The following is a 15,025-nucleotide window of genomic DNA, read 5'->3' on the forward strand; positions in this document are numbered from 1 at the left end:
GGCACACGGATCGCAGGGCCGGACGGCGCGTTCCCGGAGGCGGGGCGGCACGGCCTGCAATACGGGTTTGATGCAGCCGACAATGGAGTGAGTCGACCCATCATGTGCCAAGCGGACGTGCAGCAGATCGAACCGCGCTCCGGCGTCGCCTTCACCCTCGACCGGGGCCAGCGCCTCACGGTGATCGACCCCTGCGGCGAGCAGGTGGCCGACCTTGTAGCCTACAACCGCCACGATACGGGGGAGGTGATCTCGTCGGGCCGGACCCTCGACTATGCCAGCCGGATCTACCTGACAACCGGTGACCCGCTCTACTCGAACCGCTCCAACATCCTGCTGCGGATCGTCGAGGATACGGTGGGGCGGCACGATTTCCTGCTGACACCGTGCTCGGCCGACACGTTCCGCATCATCTACGGCGACACGAACCCGCATCGCGGCTGCTTCGGCAACCTCGCGGCGGCGCTCGCCCCCTACGGCATCGCGCCGGACGCGATCCCGGTGGCGTTCAACTGCTTCATGAACGTGCCGATCGACAGCGCGACCGGGGCGCTCACCGTCGCGCCGCCGCTCAGCCGGGCAGGGGACCGGATCGTGTTCGTGGCGGAGACCGACCTGATCATCGGGCTGACCGCCTGCTCGGCCCTGCAATCGAACAACGGCAGCTTCAAGCCGATCCAATACGGCGTGAGCGGATAGCCGCCACAACGTTGATCAACGCCAAATCCTGGCCAATCCTCGCCGCTGGTCAATGAAAATCCGCAGATCAGATCGAACCCCAAGATAAGTATCGATATTCTCCCGCCCATTGCCGGCAATCCACTGGAAATCTTTGTGCTTTACTAACCTGATTGCACGAGGTTGACCCTGTGCAACGCCGGCGGCGATTCCATGCCGGCCGCAGGCGTCCTTTTCCGGTGCTTGGATGATCCCCACCCAGACCAGCCGCCCGCCCGCCGAGCGGGTCATGCCGGGGCAAGGCCTCGCGAACCTCAAGCTCCGCCACAAGCTCGCAGCCGTGATGGCCCTGGCGCTGCTGGCAATCGGCGCCTTGAGCGCCCTGAGCTTCGTCGATATGCGCCGCTCCGCCCTCGCGGACCGGGCCCTGATGACGAAGCGCCTGACCGAGGTCGCGCAGAGCCTGCTCATCCACTACGAGGCGCAGGCCAGGACCGGCCAGATATCCCTGGCGGAGGCGCAGAAGGCGGCCCTCGCGGCGATCACCGCCCTGCGCTTCGGCAACGAGGATTACTTCTTCGTCCTCGACGCCCAGGGGCATCTGATCGCCAACGCCTTCAACGCCAAGAACGTCGGCAAGCTGGTGCTGGACCAGACCGACATCGCCGGCGGCAAGCGCTACTTCGCCGAGATGGTCGAGACCGCCACGCGCGACGGCTCCGGCTTCGTCGACTACATGAAGCCGCGCCCCGGCGCGGCCGTACCGGTGGAGAAGGTCGCGAGCGTGCAGATGTTCAAGCCGTGGGGCTGGATCGTCGCCGCCGGCCTGTACCGGGACGACGTCCACGCGGCCGTGCGTGACCGGGCGATCACCATCGCCCTCTGGTCGACCGGCCTCGGCCTGCCGATCCTTGCGCTGCTCCTGCTCGTCGGCAACAGCCTGTCCCGGCCGATCACCCGCCTGACCGCGGCGATGCGCGGGCTCGCCGACGGCGATCTCGCGGTGGCGGTCGCCGATCAGCGGCGCGGCGACGAGGTCGGCGCCATGGCCCGCGCCGTCCAGGTGTTCAAGGACGCCCTGATCGCCAAGCGCGCGGCCGACGCGGCCGCCGTGGCGGAGAACGCCGCGAAGATGCGCCGGGCCGAGATGCTGGACGCGGTCACCGCCCGGTTCGACGCGCAGGTCAGCACGCTGACGCGCGGCCTGTCCGCCGCCGCGGCCGAGATGGAGGCCACAGCCCGGGAGATGACGGGAACGGCCGCACGGACCACCGACCAATCCGTGCGTGTGGCCGCGGCCTCCGAGCAGACCTCGAGCAACGTGCAGACCGTGGCGGCCGCGAGCGAGGAGATGGCCGCCTCGATCCACGAGATCGCGTCGCGCGTCGCCCAGTCCTCCGCGATGGCCGACCGGGCCAGCACGGATGTGGCCCAGACGAACGCCCTGATGCAGGTGCTGTCCCGCGGCACCGACCAGATCAGCGAGGTCGTGGGCCTGATTTCCGGGATCGCCGCGCAGACCAACCTGCTGGCCCTCAACGCCACCATCGAGGCGGCGCGCGCCGGCGAGGCCGGCAAGGGCTTCGCCGTCGTGGCGGGCGAGGTGAAGGCGCTCGCCACGCAGACTGCCCGGGCCACCAAGACCATCGCGACGCAGATCGCGGCGATCCAGACCGAGACGCAGCAGGCGGCCGAGTCGATGCGGACGATTGGGGGCACGATCGACGCGATGCGCACGGTGGCGCTCAGCGTGGCCGCCGCCATGGAGGAGCAGGGCGCGGCCACGAGCGAGATCGTCCGCAATGTCACCCAGGCGGCGCAGGGCACGCAGGCCGTGAGCACCGACATCGCCGACGTCCGACAGGCCGCCCGCGAGACTGGTGCGGCCTCAAGCCAGGTCCTGATCGCCGCCCAGGAGTTGGCCCGCTACTCCACGAACCTCGGCCAGGAGGTCACGACCTTCCTCGCCGCGGTGAAGGCCGCCTGAGGGCAGCCGGGCGGGCACTCACGCGATCCCGTCGATCGCCACCCGCAGATGCTCCGGGCCGCGCAAGGCCGCGCCCGGCCGGTAGGGCGGTGGATCCGCGATCAGCCGCGGCGCCTTCAGCCGGCGCGCGAGGGCGGTCAATGCCGCCTCCGCCTCGAACCGGGCGAGCGGCGCGCCCACGCAGTAATGCAGGCCGCCGCCGAAGCCGAGATGGCGGATCCCGGTGCGGTCCGGGTCGAATCGGTCGGGATCCGGGAAGACGGTCGCGTCGCGGTTGCCGGCGGCCAGCAGCAGCAGGAGGTCGGCGCCCTCAGGGATCGTGACCCCCGCGATGTCGATGGCCGCGAGCGTCCGGCGGGTCCGGAACTGCACCGGCGGCTCGTAGCGCAGCAGTTCCTCGATGAGCCGCGGTGCCCGGAGCGGATCCTGCCGCAGGCGCTCCAGCTCCTCTGGGTGCCGGAGCAGGGTCAGCAGGCCGTTGGTGATCAGGTTCACGGTGGTCTCGTGGCCCGCCACCAGCATCAGGATCGAGGTGGCGATCAGGTCGTAATCGCCCATCTTCACCCCAGCCGGGGTCGCGTGGTTGGCGAGCCCCGACAGCATGTCATCCTGAGGGTGCCTGCGCTTCTCCTTGATCAGGTCAGCCATGTAGCCGCCGATCGCGTCGAAGGTCCGGCTGTTCTTGGCGCGGATCTCGGGGTCGGACAGGCTGTCGGGTTCGAGCGCGGTGGCGAGCTGCGTCGCCCAGCCGTGGAACTTCGGCTCGTCCTCCCGGGGTACGCCGAACAGCTCGCAGATCACCGTCACGGGCAGCGGGTAGGCGAGGTCGTCGACCGCGTCGATCTCCCGGGCGCCGCATTTCTCGTTGAGCAGGTCGGCGACCAGCCGGTCTGAGCGCGCGCGCATCGCCTGGACGCGCTCGCGGCTGAATTGGTGCATCACAGCCGAGCGCAGGGCGTCGTGGTCCGGCGGGTCGCGGAAGATGAAGACCCGGTGCCGGTCCATCATCCAGTCCTTGAGCGGCTTGACGATCAGGTCGGTGAGGGGATTGCCGGTGCGCGGCCGGTCGGCTGGCGGCAAGGTGTCGGAGCTGACCCGCGGGTCCTGCAGCAGGCTGGCGATGGTGCCGTGGGTCGCCGCCACCCAGGTGCCCGCCTCGGTGCCGTCCTCCTGGCGCGAGACGGGATGCTCCCGCAGCTTCGCGTAGACCGGGTAGGGGTTCGGCCGGTTGGCAAAATCCTTGACCTGATCGAGGAGGGTGGCGTCCGGCATGCGGTCTCCTTCGCGCATCGACCCGGAAGGCGGCCACCGGCCTTCGGGAAAAGATGCCGCGACAGCAAAGGCTTCGCGCGTCGTGGCGGTTCCGTCTCCGGGTCCGCGCTACACGGGTGGCGGGGTCGAGAGGCCCTGGTTGTCGACCGGGATGCGCCGGGCTTCCGCCCCCGCATCGTCACCCAGGGGCCGCGCAGCGCAGCCCGGATTCAGGGCCGCCGGCGTACCAAGCCCTCGCGGAACCTACGGTTCTGGATTCCGGGCCGGCATTCGGCATCCCGGAATGGCGGAGCGGGAGCCGGTGGCGCCGTTCACCGCGGTGAACGGCACGCACGTCGTGTCCAGAGGACGATGCGTTAGGCAAAGCCCGGCTCGAAGATCGCGACGCCGTTCGGCCGGTCGGTCGCGGCGCCGCGGGGTGGGAACGGCGCGCGCGCGGCGATCAGCTCGGCATGGGCCGGCAGCCAGCGGGCGGAATCCACCGAGACTGCCGCGATGCAGCGTCCTGCACGGCCGTAGAGGGCGACGAAGCGGCCGGCGGCCGGATCGCCCTGCGTGATCGCCACCGCGTCGGCGCCCTCGGTCAGGCCGGCCGATTTCACTACGAGGTCTCCCTGGGTCGACCAGAAGGTCGGCAGGGCGTCATAGGGCGATTCGGGCTCTGCGCCGGCGAGCAGCCGGCCAGCATGGATGCCTTGCGCCACCGCGTGGCTCCAGTGCTCCAGCGCGACGCGTCGGCCGTCGTAGATGGGGTGCGGAAAGCGCGCCACGTCGCCGGCGGCGGCGATGTGCGGGTCGGGCCTTCCCTCGGTATCGAGGACATGGCCGCGCGCATCGCAATCGACCCCGCCTGAATCCGCCGACAGGCCGGCCCCGTCGAGCCACTCGGTGTTGCGGACCGCTCCCAGCGCAACGACGGCAACGTCGGTCGCAAGGCTGCTGCCGTCGACGAGATGCGCGCGGGTCAGCCGGCCGTCCTCCGCCTCCAGCCACTCGACCTCGCTGCCGCAGCGCAGCGCCACACCGTGTCCCTCGTGGATCGCACCGATGAACGCCCCGACGGTGCGGCCGAGGACGCGGGCCAGCGGCGTCGGGCCGGGCTCGACCAGGGTGACCGGCAAGCCGAGCTGCCGGCACAGGCTGGCGACCTCGCAGCCGATGAAGCCGCCACCGATCACCAGCACGTGCTTCGGGCCCGCGGCCAGGGCCTGCCGCAGGGCGGCGGCGTCGTCCCGCCCCCGCAGGGTGAAGACGCCGGCGAGGCGGCCCTCGTGCGGGTTCGGCCAGGGGCGGGCGCGGGTACCGGTGGCGATGAGCAGACGGTCGTAGGGGAGGGTCCGCCCGTCCGCGAGGCCCACCATACGCGCTTGCCGGTCGAGGCGCAGAGCCGCGCTGCCGAGTTGCCAGTCGGCCGCGAGGCCGCCGACCCCTGGCAGAGTCGTAGCATCCGCCGGGATCGCGCCGGTGAGGACGTGCTTCGAGAGCGGCGGCCTGTCGTAGGGCGGATGGGGCTCGTCGCCGACGATGGTGAGCGGGCCGGAAAATCCTGCCGCCCGCAGGGCCTCGGCGCCGCGCAGGGCCGCGAGGCCGGCGCCCACGATCAGGGCACGCCCGGGTTCTTGCGCCATCAGGCGGTGCGCTCCGGCTCCTCGACCCGGATCGCCTGGACCGGGCAAGCGACGCGCGCCCGCTCGATAGCGTCCCGGTCCTGCACGGCGGGTGCGGGATCGTAGAACAGGGCTTCGTGCCCCTCGATGCGGAAGTGCCGCGGCGCCGCATAGCAGCACTGGGCATAGGCTTGGCACAGGTTGAGATCGACGCTCACCCGCAGGCCGGGCGGGGGACCGGAGGACACATCGGCGGGGGCGGACATGGCGGGGCAACCGCGGGCGGCGCCCCGGGTTCCGCGGGCCGGAGTCACGAGGAACGGCCCCGAAGCGTCCCCGGTCGGAGCGTCATCGGTATTAAACGTGTTTGGGCTATCTTCGTGGGAATGCAGCGACGGAATTCCCCTGCGCGGCGGTTCGATCTATTGTTGCGCCGCCCAGCGGACCTGTCCAAGACGCCGCGATGTCAGGAGGGCACCATGCCGCACGCCGCGCGAACGGGCCTCGCCGCCCTCATGCTGGCTCTCGGACTCGGCGGCGCCTCCGCCGAATCCGTTGCCACGACCTGGACGGATCCACCGGCCCACAAGCCGGCCGCCGAGAAGGCGCCGGCCGCTGACCAGAAGGTCGCCGCACCGGCGCCGGCCGCATCGACCCCCGCCGCATCGACCGGTGCCCGGCCGGCGTCCAGCCGACGGAAGGCCGTCGCGGCGCGGCGTGTGCCGGAGAAGACGGTGCGCGCCGCATCTCCGGGGGCCAAGCGGGTTGCCGCCACGCCACGCCGGGCGCGCGTCGTCGCGGCACCGACCCGAACGATCCGCAGCGCTCCGCAGAGCGTCGCCGCCGCCCCGCCGCCTCCGCCTGAAGGCTACGCGCGCTACCGGGCCTACAATTACGGGCCGGGCTACGGCTACGCGCCGGCCTACGGCTACGCCCAGGGCTATACCGACGATCGCCTGGACCGCCTGAGCAGCGCGCAGGCCGCCGGCTACGTCGTGGTCCGCCGCCGGACGGTGCAGTTCCCCGACGGCCGGACTCTGCGGGTCTACCGCCCGGACGATGAGGGCGAGCCGTTCTGATCTGAACCCTCCGCGAATACCGCCCGCAAGGGAGCCCGCATGATCTTCCCGGCGGGATTGCGCGGCAGGAGTTCGTCCCAGATCATGATTCGCACCGGCACCTTGAACGCGGCGAGCCGCTCGGCCGCGAAGGCGCGGATCTCCGCCGCCCCGGCGCTCGCCCCCTCGGCCAGAACCACGATGGCGCCGGGCTCCTCGCCAAGTGTTGGATGCGGCACCGGCAGCACCACGGCGTCGATCACGTCCGGATGCGCGTAGAGGGCGTTCTCGACCTCGCAGCAATAGATGTTCTCGCCCCCGCGGATCAGCATGTCCTTGATCCTGTCGACGATGGTCAGGAAGCCCTCGTCGTCGGCGCGGGCGAGGTCGCCGGTGCGCAGCCAGCCCGCGGAGAGGACCTCCGCGGTGGCCCTCGGGTCGTCCCAGTAGCCGCGGACCACGTTGGGTCCCTTCACGCAGAGCTCGCCGACCTCGCCCGGCGGAAGCGCGTCCCCGAGGGAATCCACGATCCGCACCTCGCAGACCGGCAGGGGCGGGCCGCAGGAATCCGGGTGGGCGAGGTAATCCTCACCCTGGTGATGGGTGAAGGTCGCCGAGGTCTCGGTCATGCCCCAGCCGGTGCCGGGGACGACGTTGGGCAACGCCTCGCCCAGCGTCCGCACGAGGTCGGCGGCCGCAGGGGCGCCGCCATAGGTGACGCCCTCGAGGGTCGGCAGCGGCCGGCCCGCCTCCCGGGCGGCGGTGGCGAGCTGCCACGCGATGGTCGGCACGCCGCCCGCGCTGGTGCAGCCCTCCGCCTCGATCAGATCGAGGGCCGCGTTCGCGTCCCAGCGGTGCATCATCACCAGCCGGTGGCCGCCGTAGAGGGCTGCCCCCAGGCTGGCGTGGCAACCAGTGACGTGGAACAGCGGGATTACCAGCAGCGCCGCCCGCTGCGGCGCGGACGGGTCAGGCTTCGGCGGCGCCTCGCCCCGGCGCAGGGCGCTGCGCGAAGCCGAGTAGGGATAGGCCATCACGGTCGTGGCGGCCGCCCGGTGGGTGCCGACCGCCCCTTTCGGCTTGCCGGTGGTGCCTGAAGTGTAGAACAGGGTCGCGTCGTCCTCTGGATCGAGGGCGATGTCGGGCAGGGGCCAGTCGGGCAGGGCGGCCCAGTCCTGCACCGGGCCGACGATATCGGAGAGCGGCATCGCCCTGGGATCGGGCTCCATCCGGGTGGTGAGGACCCGCTCCAGCGCCGGACATTCGGTAAGGTGCGGGGCGATCCGTTCGAAGCGCGCATCGTCGGCGATCAGGATCCGCGCGCCGGAATGCCGGAGGCCGTAGGCGAGTTCCGGCCCGGTCCACCACGCGTTGAGCGGCGTCGCGATCGCGCCGGCGAGCAGGGCGCCGAAATAGCTCACCGGCCATTCGGGCAGGTTGCGCATCGCGATGGCGACGCGGTCGCCTTTCTTGATTCCGGCTGCCGCGAGCGCCCGCGCCAGCGCGGTCGCCGCGCGGGAGAAGCCCGTAAAGGTGACGCGCTCGTCGCCGTAGACCACGAAGGTCCTGTCCCCGTGGCCCTGGGCGATCCGGAACAGGTCTCGCAGGGTCGGCGGGGCCTTCTCCCAGATCCGGGTCGGCACGCCCCGGATATCGATCGTGGCGATCGCGAAGGGCGCGCCCGGGGCGGTAAGCCGCGCCTCGGCCTCGCGAAACGTCAGGGCCGGCCAGCCAGCGGGGATGCGGGGATCGGGGCTCATCGGGCGATGGTCACGCCGCCGTCGATGACGAGCGCCTGGCCGGTGACGAACCGGCCCGCCGCGGAGGCCAGGAACACGGCCGCGCCCGCGATCTCGTCGGGCTCGCCGATCCGGCGCAGAGGCGCGGCCTCCGTGGTGGCGGCCAGCATCGCGGGATCCTCCCACAGGGCGCGGGCGAAATCGGTGCGGATCAGACCCGGGCAGAGGCAATTCACCCGGACGTTGGCGGGCCCGTACTCCACCGCGTAGTTGCGGGCGAGCTGGAGGTCGGCGGCCTTCGAGACGTTGTAGGCGCCGATCACTGGCGAGCCCTTGAGCGCCCCGATCGAGGAGACGATGACGATCGCGCCGTCGCGCCGCGCGACCATGCCGGGGGCGACCCTCTGGATCAGCCAGTGGTTCGACAGGACGTTGTTCTCGAGGATTTTTTTGAATTGTGCGTCGGAGATGCCGGCGAGGGGGCCATAGTAGGGATTGCTGGCCGCATTGCAGACCAGCACGTCCACGGGACCGAGCTGCCTTTCGGTCTCGGAACCCAGGGTTTCCAGCTCCTCCTTCACCGAGATGCTCGCCGGGATCGCCACGGCGCGGCCGGCGCCGTGCGCGGCCTCGATCTCGGCCACGACGGCCGCGCAGGCCTCGCGCTTGCGCGAGGAGATCACCACCCGGGCGCCGTGCTCGGCCATCCGCAGGGCGATCGCCCGCCCGATGCCCCGGGAGGATCCGGTGATGAGGGCGACCTTGCCGGTCAGATCGAACAGGGACATGGCGAGACTCTGCGCTGGATGAAGCGGCGAACGGCTTCCATCCTCGTTCCGCGGGACATCAGGGTCGCGACGCGCCCCCTTTCCCGAGCGGGAGAGGGTTGGGGTGAGGGGTGTGACCTCTCCGGACAGTTCTCGTCCCTCCCCCGCTCGGGCGAGGGGACCAGCGCCCCGTCCGGCCACCGACAATGTCGCCGGACGCCGCCCATTCTCACGCCCCCGCCCGCATCGACCGGCGCAGCCGCGCCATGCCGGCGAGCCATCGCTCGGGATCCTCGGCCCGGCGGCGGGCGTATTCGACCACCTGCGGGTGCGGCAGGATCAGGAAGCGCCCTGCCGCCAGCCCGTCGAAGGCGGCCTCGGCCACGGCCTCCGGCGCCAGGACGCCGTCGCGCGACGCGGCGCTGGCGGCGCCCAGCATGGCGGTGTCGACGCCCTGCGGGCACAGGGCGGCGACCCGGATCCCGTCCTCGGCATGGGCGATGGCGAGGTGCTCCAGGAAGGCGAGCGCCGCGTGCTTGGTGGCCGAGTAGGTGGCGCTGCCGATCTGGCTGAGCAGCCCCGCCGCCGAGACGGTGCCGAGGAACGCGCCCCCGCCCCGGGTGCGCCAGAGTGGGACCAGCACCCGCGCTGCGTGGACATGGCCCATCACGTTCACCGCGAAGGCACGCGCCCAGCTCTCCGGATCGGCGGAGGTGGCGAGATCCGGATCGGGGTCGCGCTCCAGGATGCCGGCGTTGGAACAGTACAGGGCGACGGGACCGATCTCGGCCTCGATGCGCGCCAGGATTGCGGCGACCGCCGCGGCGTCGCTCACGTCGAGCGCGAAGGCCTGCCCGCCGAGCCCGGCCGCCACGGCCTCCGCCCCGGCCCCGTCCCGGTCGAGAGCTACGATCGTCGCGCCGCGGGCCTTGGCCGCGACCGCGAGCGCCCGGCCGATCCCCCGGGCGGCCCCCGTGACGGCGACGACGCGGCCGGCGAGATCCATGCTCAGGCCCCCGCCCGCTCGGCGAAGCCCCAGGCCGCGGCGGCGAGTTTCGGCACCCGCGCCGCCATGGCGGCGGCGTGCTCGCTCGCGGCGTTGCCGGCCTTGGCGCGGGCGGCCACACCCTGGAGGATGCCGACCAGCCGGAACAGGTTGTAGGCGAAGTACCAGTCGAGGTCGGGCAGGGTTTTCCGGTCCGCCGCCCGGCAGTAGAGCGCCACCGCCTCGTCGCGGGTGGGGATGCCCAGAGCCGTCAGGTCGAGGCCGCCGAGCCCGCTGCGCCCGTCGGCCGGCAGTTCCCACTGCATCAGCAGGTAGCTGAAATCAGCGAGCGGATCGCCGAGCGTCGACAGCTCCCAGTCGAGCACCGCGCTGACGCCGCCGTCCCTGGAAAAGATCAGGTTGTCGAGGCGGTAATCGCCGTGGACCACGCAGGCGCCCTGCTGCTCGGGCACCGTCCGGGGCAGCCACGCGATCAGCCGCTCGACATCCTCGAGGCGCCCGTCCTCGGCGGCGCGGTACTGGCGGGTCCAGCGGTCGACCTGCCGGGCGAAGTAGTTGCCGGGCCGGCCGTAATCGGAGAGCCCCGCCGCCTCCGGGTCGATGGCGTGGAGGCGCGCCAGCGTGGCGATCATGCCGGCATAGTGCCGGTGGCGGGCGTGGCGGTCGAGGCCCGGCAGCGCTCCGTCCCAGTGCACGGCGCCGTCCACCGCCTCCATCACGTAGAAGGCAGCGCCGATGATCCCGGAGTCTTCGCACAGCGCGAAAGGGCGCGGCACCGGAAAACCCTCGCCGTAGAGGGCGCCGATCACCCGGAACTCGCGCTCCACCGCGTGCGCGGAGGGCAGGAGCGGGCCGAAGGGTTTTCGGCGCAGCACGTATGTCTGGGCGGGCGTGTCCAGCCGGTAGGTCGGGTTCGACTGGCCACCGCGGAACTGCTGCACGGTGAGCGGGCCGGAGAAGCCGCGGACGTGCCCTTCCATCCAGGCGGCGAGTTTCGCCTCGTCGATCCGGTGGCGCGGCTCGACCGGCTTCACGCCGGAGAAGACATCGGCGTCGCTCATGCGCGCTCCGCTTCCGGGGCTCCTGGCCGGGCATTGGTGTAGCGCCCGAATTCCAGCCGGGCGATCGAGCGATTGTGGACCTCGTCGGGCCCGTCGGCGAGCCGCAGGGTGCGGATATGGGCGTACATTTTCGCCAGCCCGAAATCCTCCGAGACGCCGGCCCCGCCATGGGCCTGGATCGCGTCGTCGATCACCTTCAGCGCCACCCGGGGCGCCGCGACCTTGATCATGGCGATCTCGAGCTTGGCGCCCTTGTTGCCGACCTTGTCCATCATGTCGGCGGCCTTCAGGCAGAGGAGGCGGGTCATCTCGATATCGATCCGCGCCTCGGCGACCCGCTGCTCCCAGACCGACTGCTCGCTGATCCGCTTGCCGAAGGCGACGCGGGAGACCAGCCGACGCGCCATGGCCTCCAGCGCCACTTCCGCCGCCCCGATGGTGCGCATGCAGTGGTGGATGCGGCCGGGCCCGAGCCGCCCCTGCGCGATCTCGAAACCCCGGCCCTCGCCGAGGATCAGGTTCTCGGCCGGCACGCGGACGTTCTCCAGCACGACCTCGCCGTGGCCCTTGGGCGCGTCCTCGTAGCCGAAGACCGGGAGCAGGCGCTCGACGCGCACGCCCGGCGTGTCCATGGGGACGAGGATCTGCGATTGCTGACGGTGGCGGGGCGCCTCCGGGTCGGTCTTGCCCATCAGGATCGCGATCCGGCAGCGCGGATCGCCAACGCCGGTCGACCACCATTTGCGGCCGTCGATGACGTAGTGGTCGCCGTCGCGGCGGATCGCCGTGCTGATGTTGGTGGCGTCCGAGGAGGCGACCTCCGGCTCGGTCATCAGGAAGGCCGAGCGGATCTCCCCCGCCATCAGGGGCTTCAACCACCGGTCCTTCTGGGCCGCGGTGCCGTAGCGGTGCAGCACCTCCATGTTGCCGGTGTCGGGGGCCGCGCAGTTGAACGCCTCCGAAGCGATCCCGACCCGGCCCATCTCTTCGGCGCAGAGGGCGTAGTCGAGGTTGGTCAGGCCGGCGCCGCGATAGGCGTCGGTGTCGTGCTCCGGGGAGGGCGGCAGGAACAGGTTCCACAGACCCTCGGCCCGGGCCCTCTCCTTCAACCGCTCCATGGTGGGCGAGGGATCGCGGCTCGCGGCGCGCTCGGCCGCCACCGCGGCGGCGGCCGGCAGGATCGCGTCGGCGATGAAGGCGCGCACGCGGGTCAGCCAGTGGGTCTGGGATTGGGAGAGGGTGAAGTCCACGGTGTCCGCTCCGCTCACATCCGTCGCTGCGGGCTTCTCTCCTCCCCCTTGCGGGGAGGAGTTGGAGGTGGGGGTGGCGCAGAATGAGGCGTTGCGGTGCCTTCTGGACCACCCCCACCCCTAGCCCCTCCCCGCGAGGGGGAGGGGGAAAATCAGCCCTCACAGATAGGCCGATCCCATCTCGCTGGCGAAACGCTGCGGCGGGCCTTCCCAGACGATCCGGGCCTGTTCCAGCACGTAGACCCGGTCGGCGTGGGGGAGCGCGAAGGTGACGTTCTGCTCGCCGAGCAGGACCGTGATCGGCGTCGTCTGGCGCAGCTTCTCCAAGGCCTTCGACAGCAGCTCCAGGATTACCGGGGCGAGGCCGAGCGTCGGCTCGTCGAGGATCAGGAGGCGCGGGCGCATCATCAGTGCCCGGGCGATGGTCAGCATCTGCTGCTCGCCGCCCGAGAGGGTGCGGGCGCTCTGCGTCTCGCGGTCCTTGAGGATCGGGAACAGCTCGTAGAGCCAGTCGCGCTGCCTGGCGCTCTCGGCCTTCGGGAAATGCTGGCCGCCGAGGTCGAGGTTCTCGCGCACGCTGAGGTCGCCGAACAGTTCGCGGGTCTCGGGCACCTGGACGATGCCGGCCCGGGCGATGGCGGCGGGCTTCATCCGCGAGAGATCCTGGCCGGCGAACCGGATCGTGCCGGTATGCGGCACGAGACCCGAGATGGCGTTGAACAGCGTGGTCTTGCCGGCACCGTTCAGGCCCACCACCGAGACGAACTCGCCCTCGTGGACGTGGATCGAGGCGGCGCGCAGGGCCTGCGCCTTGCCGTAGAGCACGTCGACGCCCTCGACGGTGAGCAGCGAATCCGGCTTGAACGCCGCCTCGGGCCGGGCCGCCGTCTCGATGCTGCCGCCGAGATAGACCCGGCGCACGGTCGGGTCGGCCATCACGGACTCGGCCGAGCCCTCGGCGATGCGCTCGCCGAGATACATGGCGAACACCCGGTCCACGAGGGCCGAGACGCTCTTCACGTTGTGGTCGACGAGGAGCACCGCCTTGCCCTCGTCGCGAAAGCCGCGGATCAGCTCGGAGAAGGCGCCGACCTCGCCGCCGGTCAGCCCGGCGAAGGGCTCGTCGACCAGCACCACCCGGGGATCGCGGGCGATGGCCTTGGCGAGCTCCAGCCGGCGGAGATCCGCGAAGGGCAGGGTGCCGGGGCGCCGGTCGACGACCGCGCCCAGGCCGACGCGCTCGGCGATTTCTCTCGCGCGCCGCGCCACGTGGGGGTCGGCCGCCAGCCGGATCAGGCTGTCGGGCAGGAGCGCGAGGCTGATGTTCTCCAGCACGGTCTGCCGCTGGAGCGGCCGCGCGTGCTGGAACACGAGGCCGATGCCGGAGCGCGCCACCCGGTGAGCCGGCATCCCGCCGATCTCGGCGCCGTCGAGGCGGATCGAGCCGGCGCTCGGCCGTTCCAGCCCCATGATCAGCTTCATCACGGTCGACTTGCCCGAGCCGTTCGGGCCGATCAGGCCGAGGATCTCGCCGGGCCGCAGGTCGAGGTCGATCTCCTTGACGGCGACGAGGCCGCCGTAGCGCTTGGTCAGGCCGCGCACGGTGAGGCAGGGCTCGGCCAGGACGGGCGACACGGCCGGCGGGGGCGCCACGGCGACGGTCATCGGGCTCTCCGGAGCGATCCGAGGCCGAGCAGCCCCGAGGGCACGAATAGGATCACCAGCAGAGCCACCGCCGAGACCACGAAGGTCGAGAGGCCGCCGAGCGGCCGCAGCAGCTCGCCCGCCGCGATCAGGAACACGGCGCCAAGCGCCGCGCCCACGATGGTGCGCCGTCCGCCGAGCACCGCCGCGATGATCACCTGCACGCCCACCGACGTGTTGATCAGCGTGCCGACCGAGGCGGTGCCCATGTAGAAGACCACCAGCCCGCCCGCGAGGCCCGAGAAGGCGGCGCTGACCGCGAAGGCCGCGAGCTTGTGCTTGGCGACGTTGAAGCCGAGCGCCCCGGTCACCACCGGGTCCTGGCCGGCGGCCTGGAGGATCAGCCCCGCGGGCGAGCGGGCGATGGCGGTGAGGATCAGGCCCGAGACCGCCATGAAGCCGAGCGCCAGCCAGTAATTGGTGTCGGCGTCGATCGAGATGACGTCGGGCACGGTCAGGCCGATCTCGCCGCCGGTGAGGCCGGAGAAGACCACGATCATGTTCTGCAGGAGCAACACCGCCACCAGGGTGATCAGGCCGAAATAGGGTCCGCGCACCTTCAGCGCCGGCAGCGCCAAAGCGAGGCCGCCGACCACGGCGAGCACGGTCCCGGCCGCGAGGCAGTAGGGGATCGGCAGTTCGTAGCGGTTGTTGAGGATGCCGGCGCCGTAGGCCCCGAGGCCGATCAGGAAGGTCGGGCCGAAATTCACCTCGCCGGCGAAGCCGAAGAGCAGGTCCCAGGCCATCGAGAACACGCCGAAATAGTAGGCGATGGTGAGCAGGCCGAGGATGTAGCCGGAGACATACCAGGGGAGGGTGGCGGCCAGCGCGACGGCGAGGATCGCGATCCAGAAGCCGGGGGTGGTGAGGAGCTTCATGATTGCTCGCTGCGGGCG

General features: G+C 71.5%; 13 protein-coding genes. 3 read left to right on the top strand and 10 right to left on the bottom strand.

Annotation, left to right across the window (positions count from 1 at the left end; all coding sequences use genetic code 11):
- Window positions 1–102 precede the first annotated feature (102 nt).
- Window positions 103–699 (top strand): DUF1989 domain-containing protein, encoded by a 597-nt coding sequence (locus BLT59_RS02320; RefSeq protein WP_091776018.1) that lies wholly within the window; start codon window positions 103–105, stop codon window positions 697–699.
- Between the two features lie 226 nt (window positions 700–925).
- A complete protein-coding gene (locus tag BLT59_RS02325) occupies window positions 926–2,665 on the top strand; it encodes a methyl-accepting chemotaxis protein (RefSeq protein ID WP_091776021.1) in 1,740 nt (579 codons plus the stop codon).
- Between the two features lie 18 nt (window positions 2,666–2,683).
- Here BLT59_RS02325 and BLT59_RS02330 read toward each other — a convergent pair whose 3' ends face one another.
- The 3 genes from BLT59_RS02330 to BLT59_RS02340 form a co-directional block, all read right to left on the bottom strand.
- Window positions 2,684–3,937, bottom strand: a complete 1,254-nt coding sequence (locus BLT59_RS02330; protein ID WP_091776024.1) for a cytochrome P450 — start codon at window positions 3,935–3,937, stop codon at window positions 2,684–2,686.
- Window positions 3,938–4,293: 356 nt separating this feature from the next.
- Window positions 4,294–5,565, bottom strand: coding sequence for an NAD(P)/FAD-dependent oxidoreductase (locus tag BLT59_RS02335; RefSeq protein WP_091776027.1), 1,272 nt, complete (start codon window positions 5,563–5,565; stop codon window positions 4,294–4,296).
- Complete coding sequence (locus BLT59_RS02340; protein WP_091776030.1) at window positions 5,565–5,810, bottom strand: ferredoxin; 246 nt, start codon at window positions 5,808–5,810, stop codon at window positions 5,565–5,567. Before BLT59_RS02340 ends, BLT59_RS02335 begins: the two co-directional genes overlap by 1 nt.
- 213 nt (window positions 5,811–6,023) lie before the next feature.
- Here BLT59_RS02340 and BLT59_RS02345 point away from each other — a divergent pair, with 213 nt between their 5' ends.
- The gene (locus BLT59_RS02345) at window positions 6,024–6,623 is read left to right on the top strand and encodes a hypothetical protein (protein ID WP_091776033.1); all 600 of its coding nucleotides are present in this window, start codon (window positions 6,024–6,026) and stop codon (window positions 6,621–6,623) included.
- Here BLT59_RS02345 and BLT59_RS02350 read toward each other — a convergent pair.
- The 7 genes from BLT59_RS02350 to BLT59_RS02380 form a co-directional block, all read right to left on the bottom strand.
- Window positions 6,590–8,362, bottom strand: a complete 1,773-nt coding sequence (locus tag BLT59_RS02350) for a class I adenylate-forming enzyme family protein (protein ID WP_091776036.1) — start codon at window positions 8,360–8,362, stop codon at window positions 6,590–6,592. The genes BLT59_RS02345 and BLT59_RS02350 overlap by 34 nt on opposite strands.
- Complete coding sequence (locus BLT59_RS02355; RefSeq protein ID WP_091776039.1) at window positions 8,359–9,129, bottom strand: SDR family NAD(P)-dependent oxidoreductase; 771 nt, start codon at window positions 9,127–9,129, stop codon at window positions 8,359–8,361. Before BLT59_RS02355 ends, BLT59_RS02350 begins: the two co-directional genes overlap by 4 nt.
- A 208-nt stretch (window positions 9,130–9,337) precedes the next feature.
- Entirely contained in the window at window positions 9,338–10,114 is a 777-nt protein-coding gene (locus tag BLT59_RS02360; protein ID WP_091776044.1) for an SDR family NAD(P)-dependent oxidoreductase, read from the bottom strand.
- Between the two features lie 2 nt (window positions 10,115–10,116).
- Window positions 10,117–11,175: a phosphotransferase family protein gene (locus tag BLT59_RS02365; RefSeq protein WP_091776046.1), complete on the bottom strand. Its 1,059-nt coding sequence runs from the start codon at window positions 11,173–11,175 to the stop codon at window positions 10,117–10,119.
- Window positions 11,172–12,425, bottom strand: a complete 1,254-nt coding sequence (locus tag BLT59_RS02370) for an acyl-CoA dehydrogenase family protein (protein ID WP_091776049.1) — start codon at window positions 12,423–12,425, stop codon at window positions 11,172–11,174. Before BLT59_RS02370 ends, BLT59_RS02365 begins: the two co-directional genes overlap by 4 nt.
- Window positions 12,426–12,584: 159 nt before the next feature.
- Window positions 12,585–14,090: an ATP-binding cassette domain-containing protein gene (locus BLT59_RS02375; RefSeq protein WP_091776052.1), complete on the bottom strand. Its 1,506-nt coding sequence runs from the start codon at window positions 14,088–14,090 to the stop codon at window positions 12,585–12,587.
- Complete coding sequence (locus tag BLT59_RS02380; protein ID WP_091776055.1) at window positions 14,087–15,007, bottom strand: branched-chain amino acid ABC transporter permease; 921 nt, start codon at window positions 15,005–15,007, stop codon at window positions 14,087–14,089. Before BLT59_RS02380 ends, BLT59_RS02375 begins: the two co-directional genes overlap by 4 nt.
- Between the last annotated feature and the right edge of the window lie 18 nt (window positions 15,008–15,025).

Source organism: Methylobacterium sp. UNC378MF (assembly GCF_900103195.1).
In the GTDB taxonomy this organism is placed as follows: domain Bacteria; phylum Pseudomonadota; class Alphaproteobacteria; order Rhizobiales; family Beijerinckiaceae; genus Methylobacterium.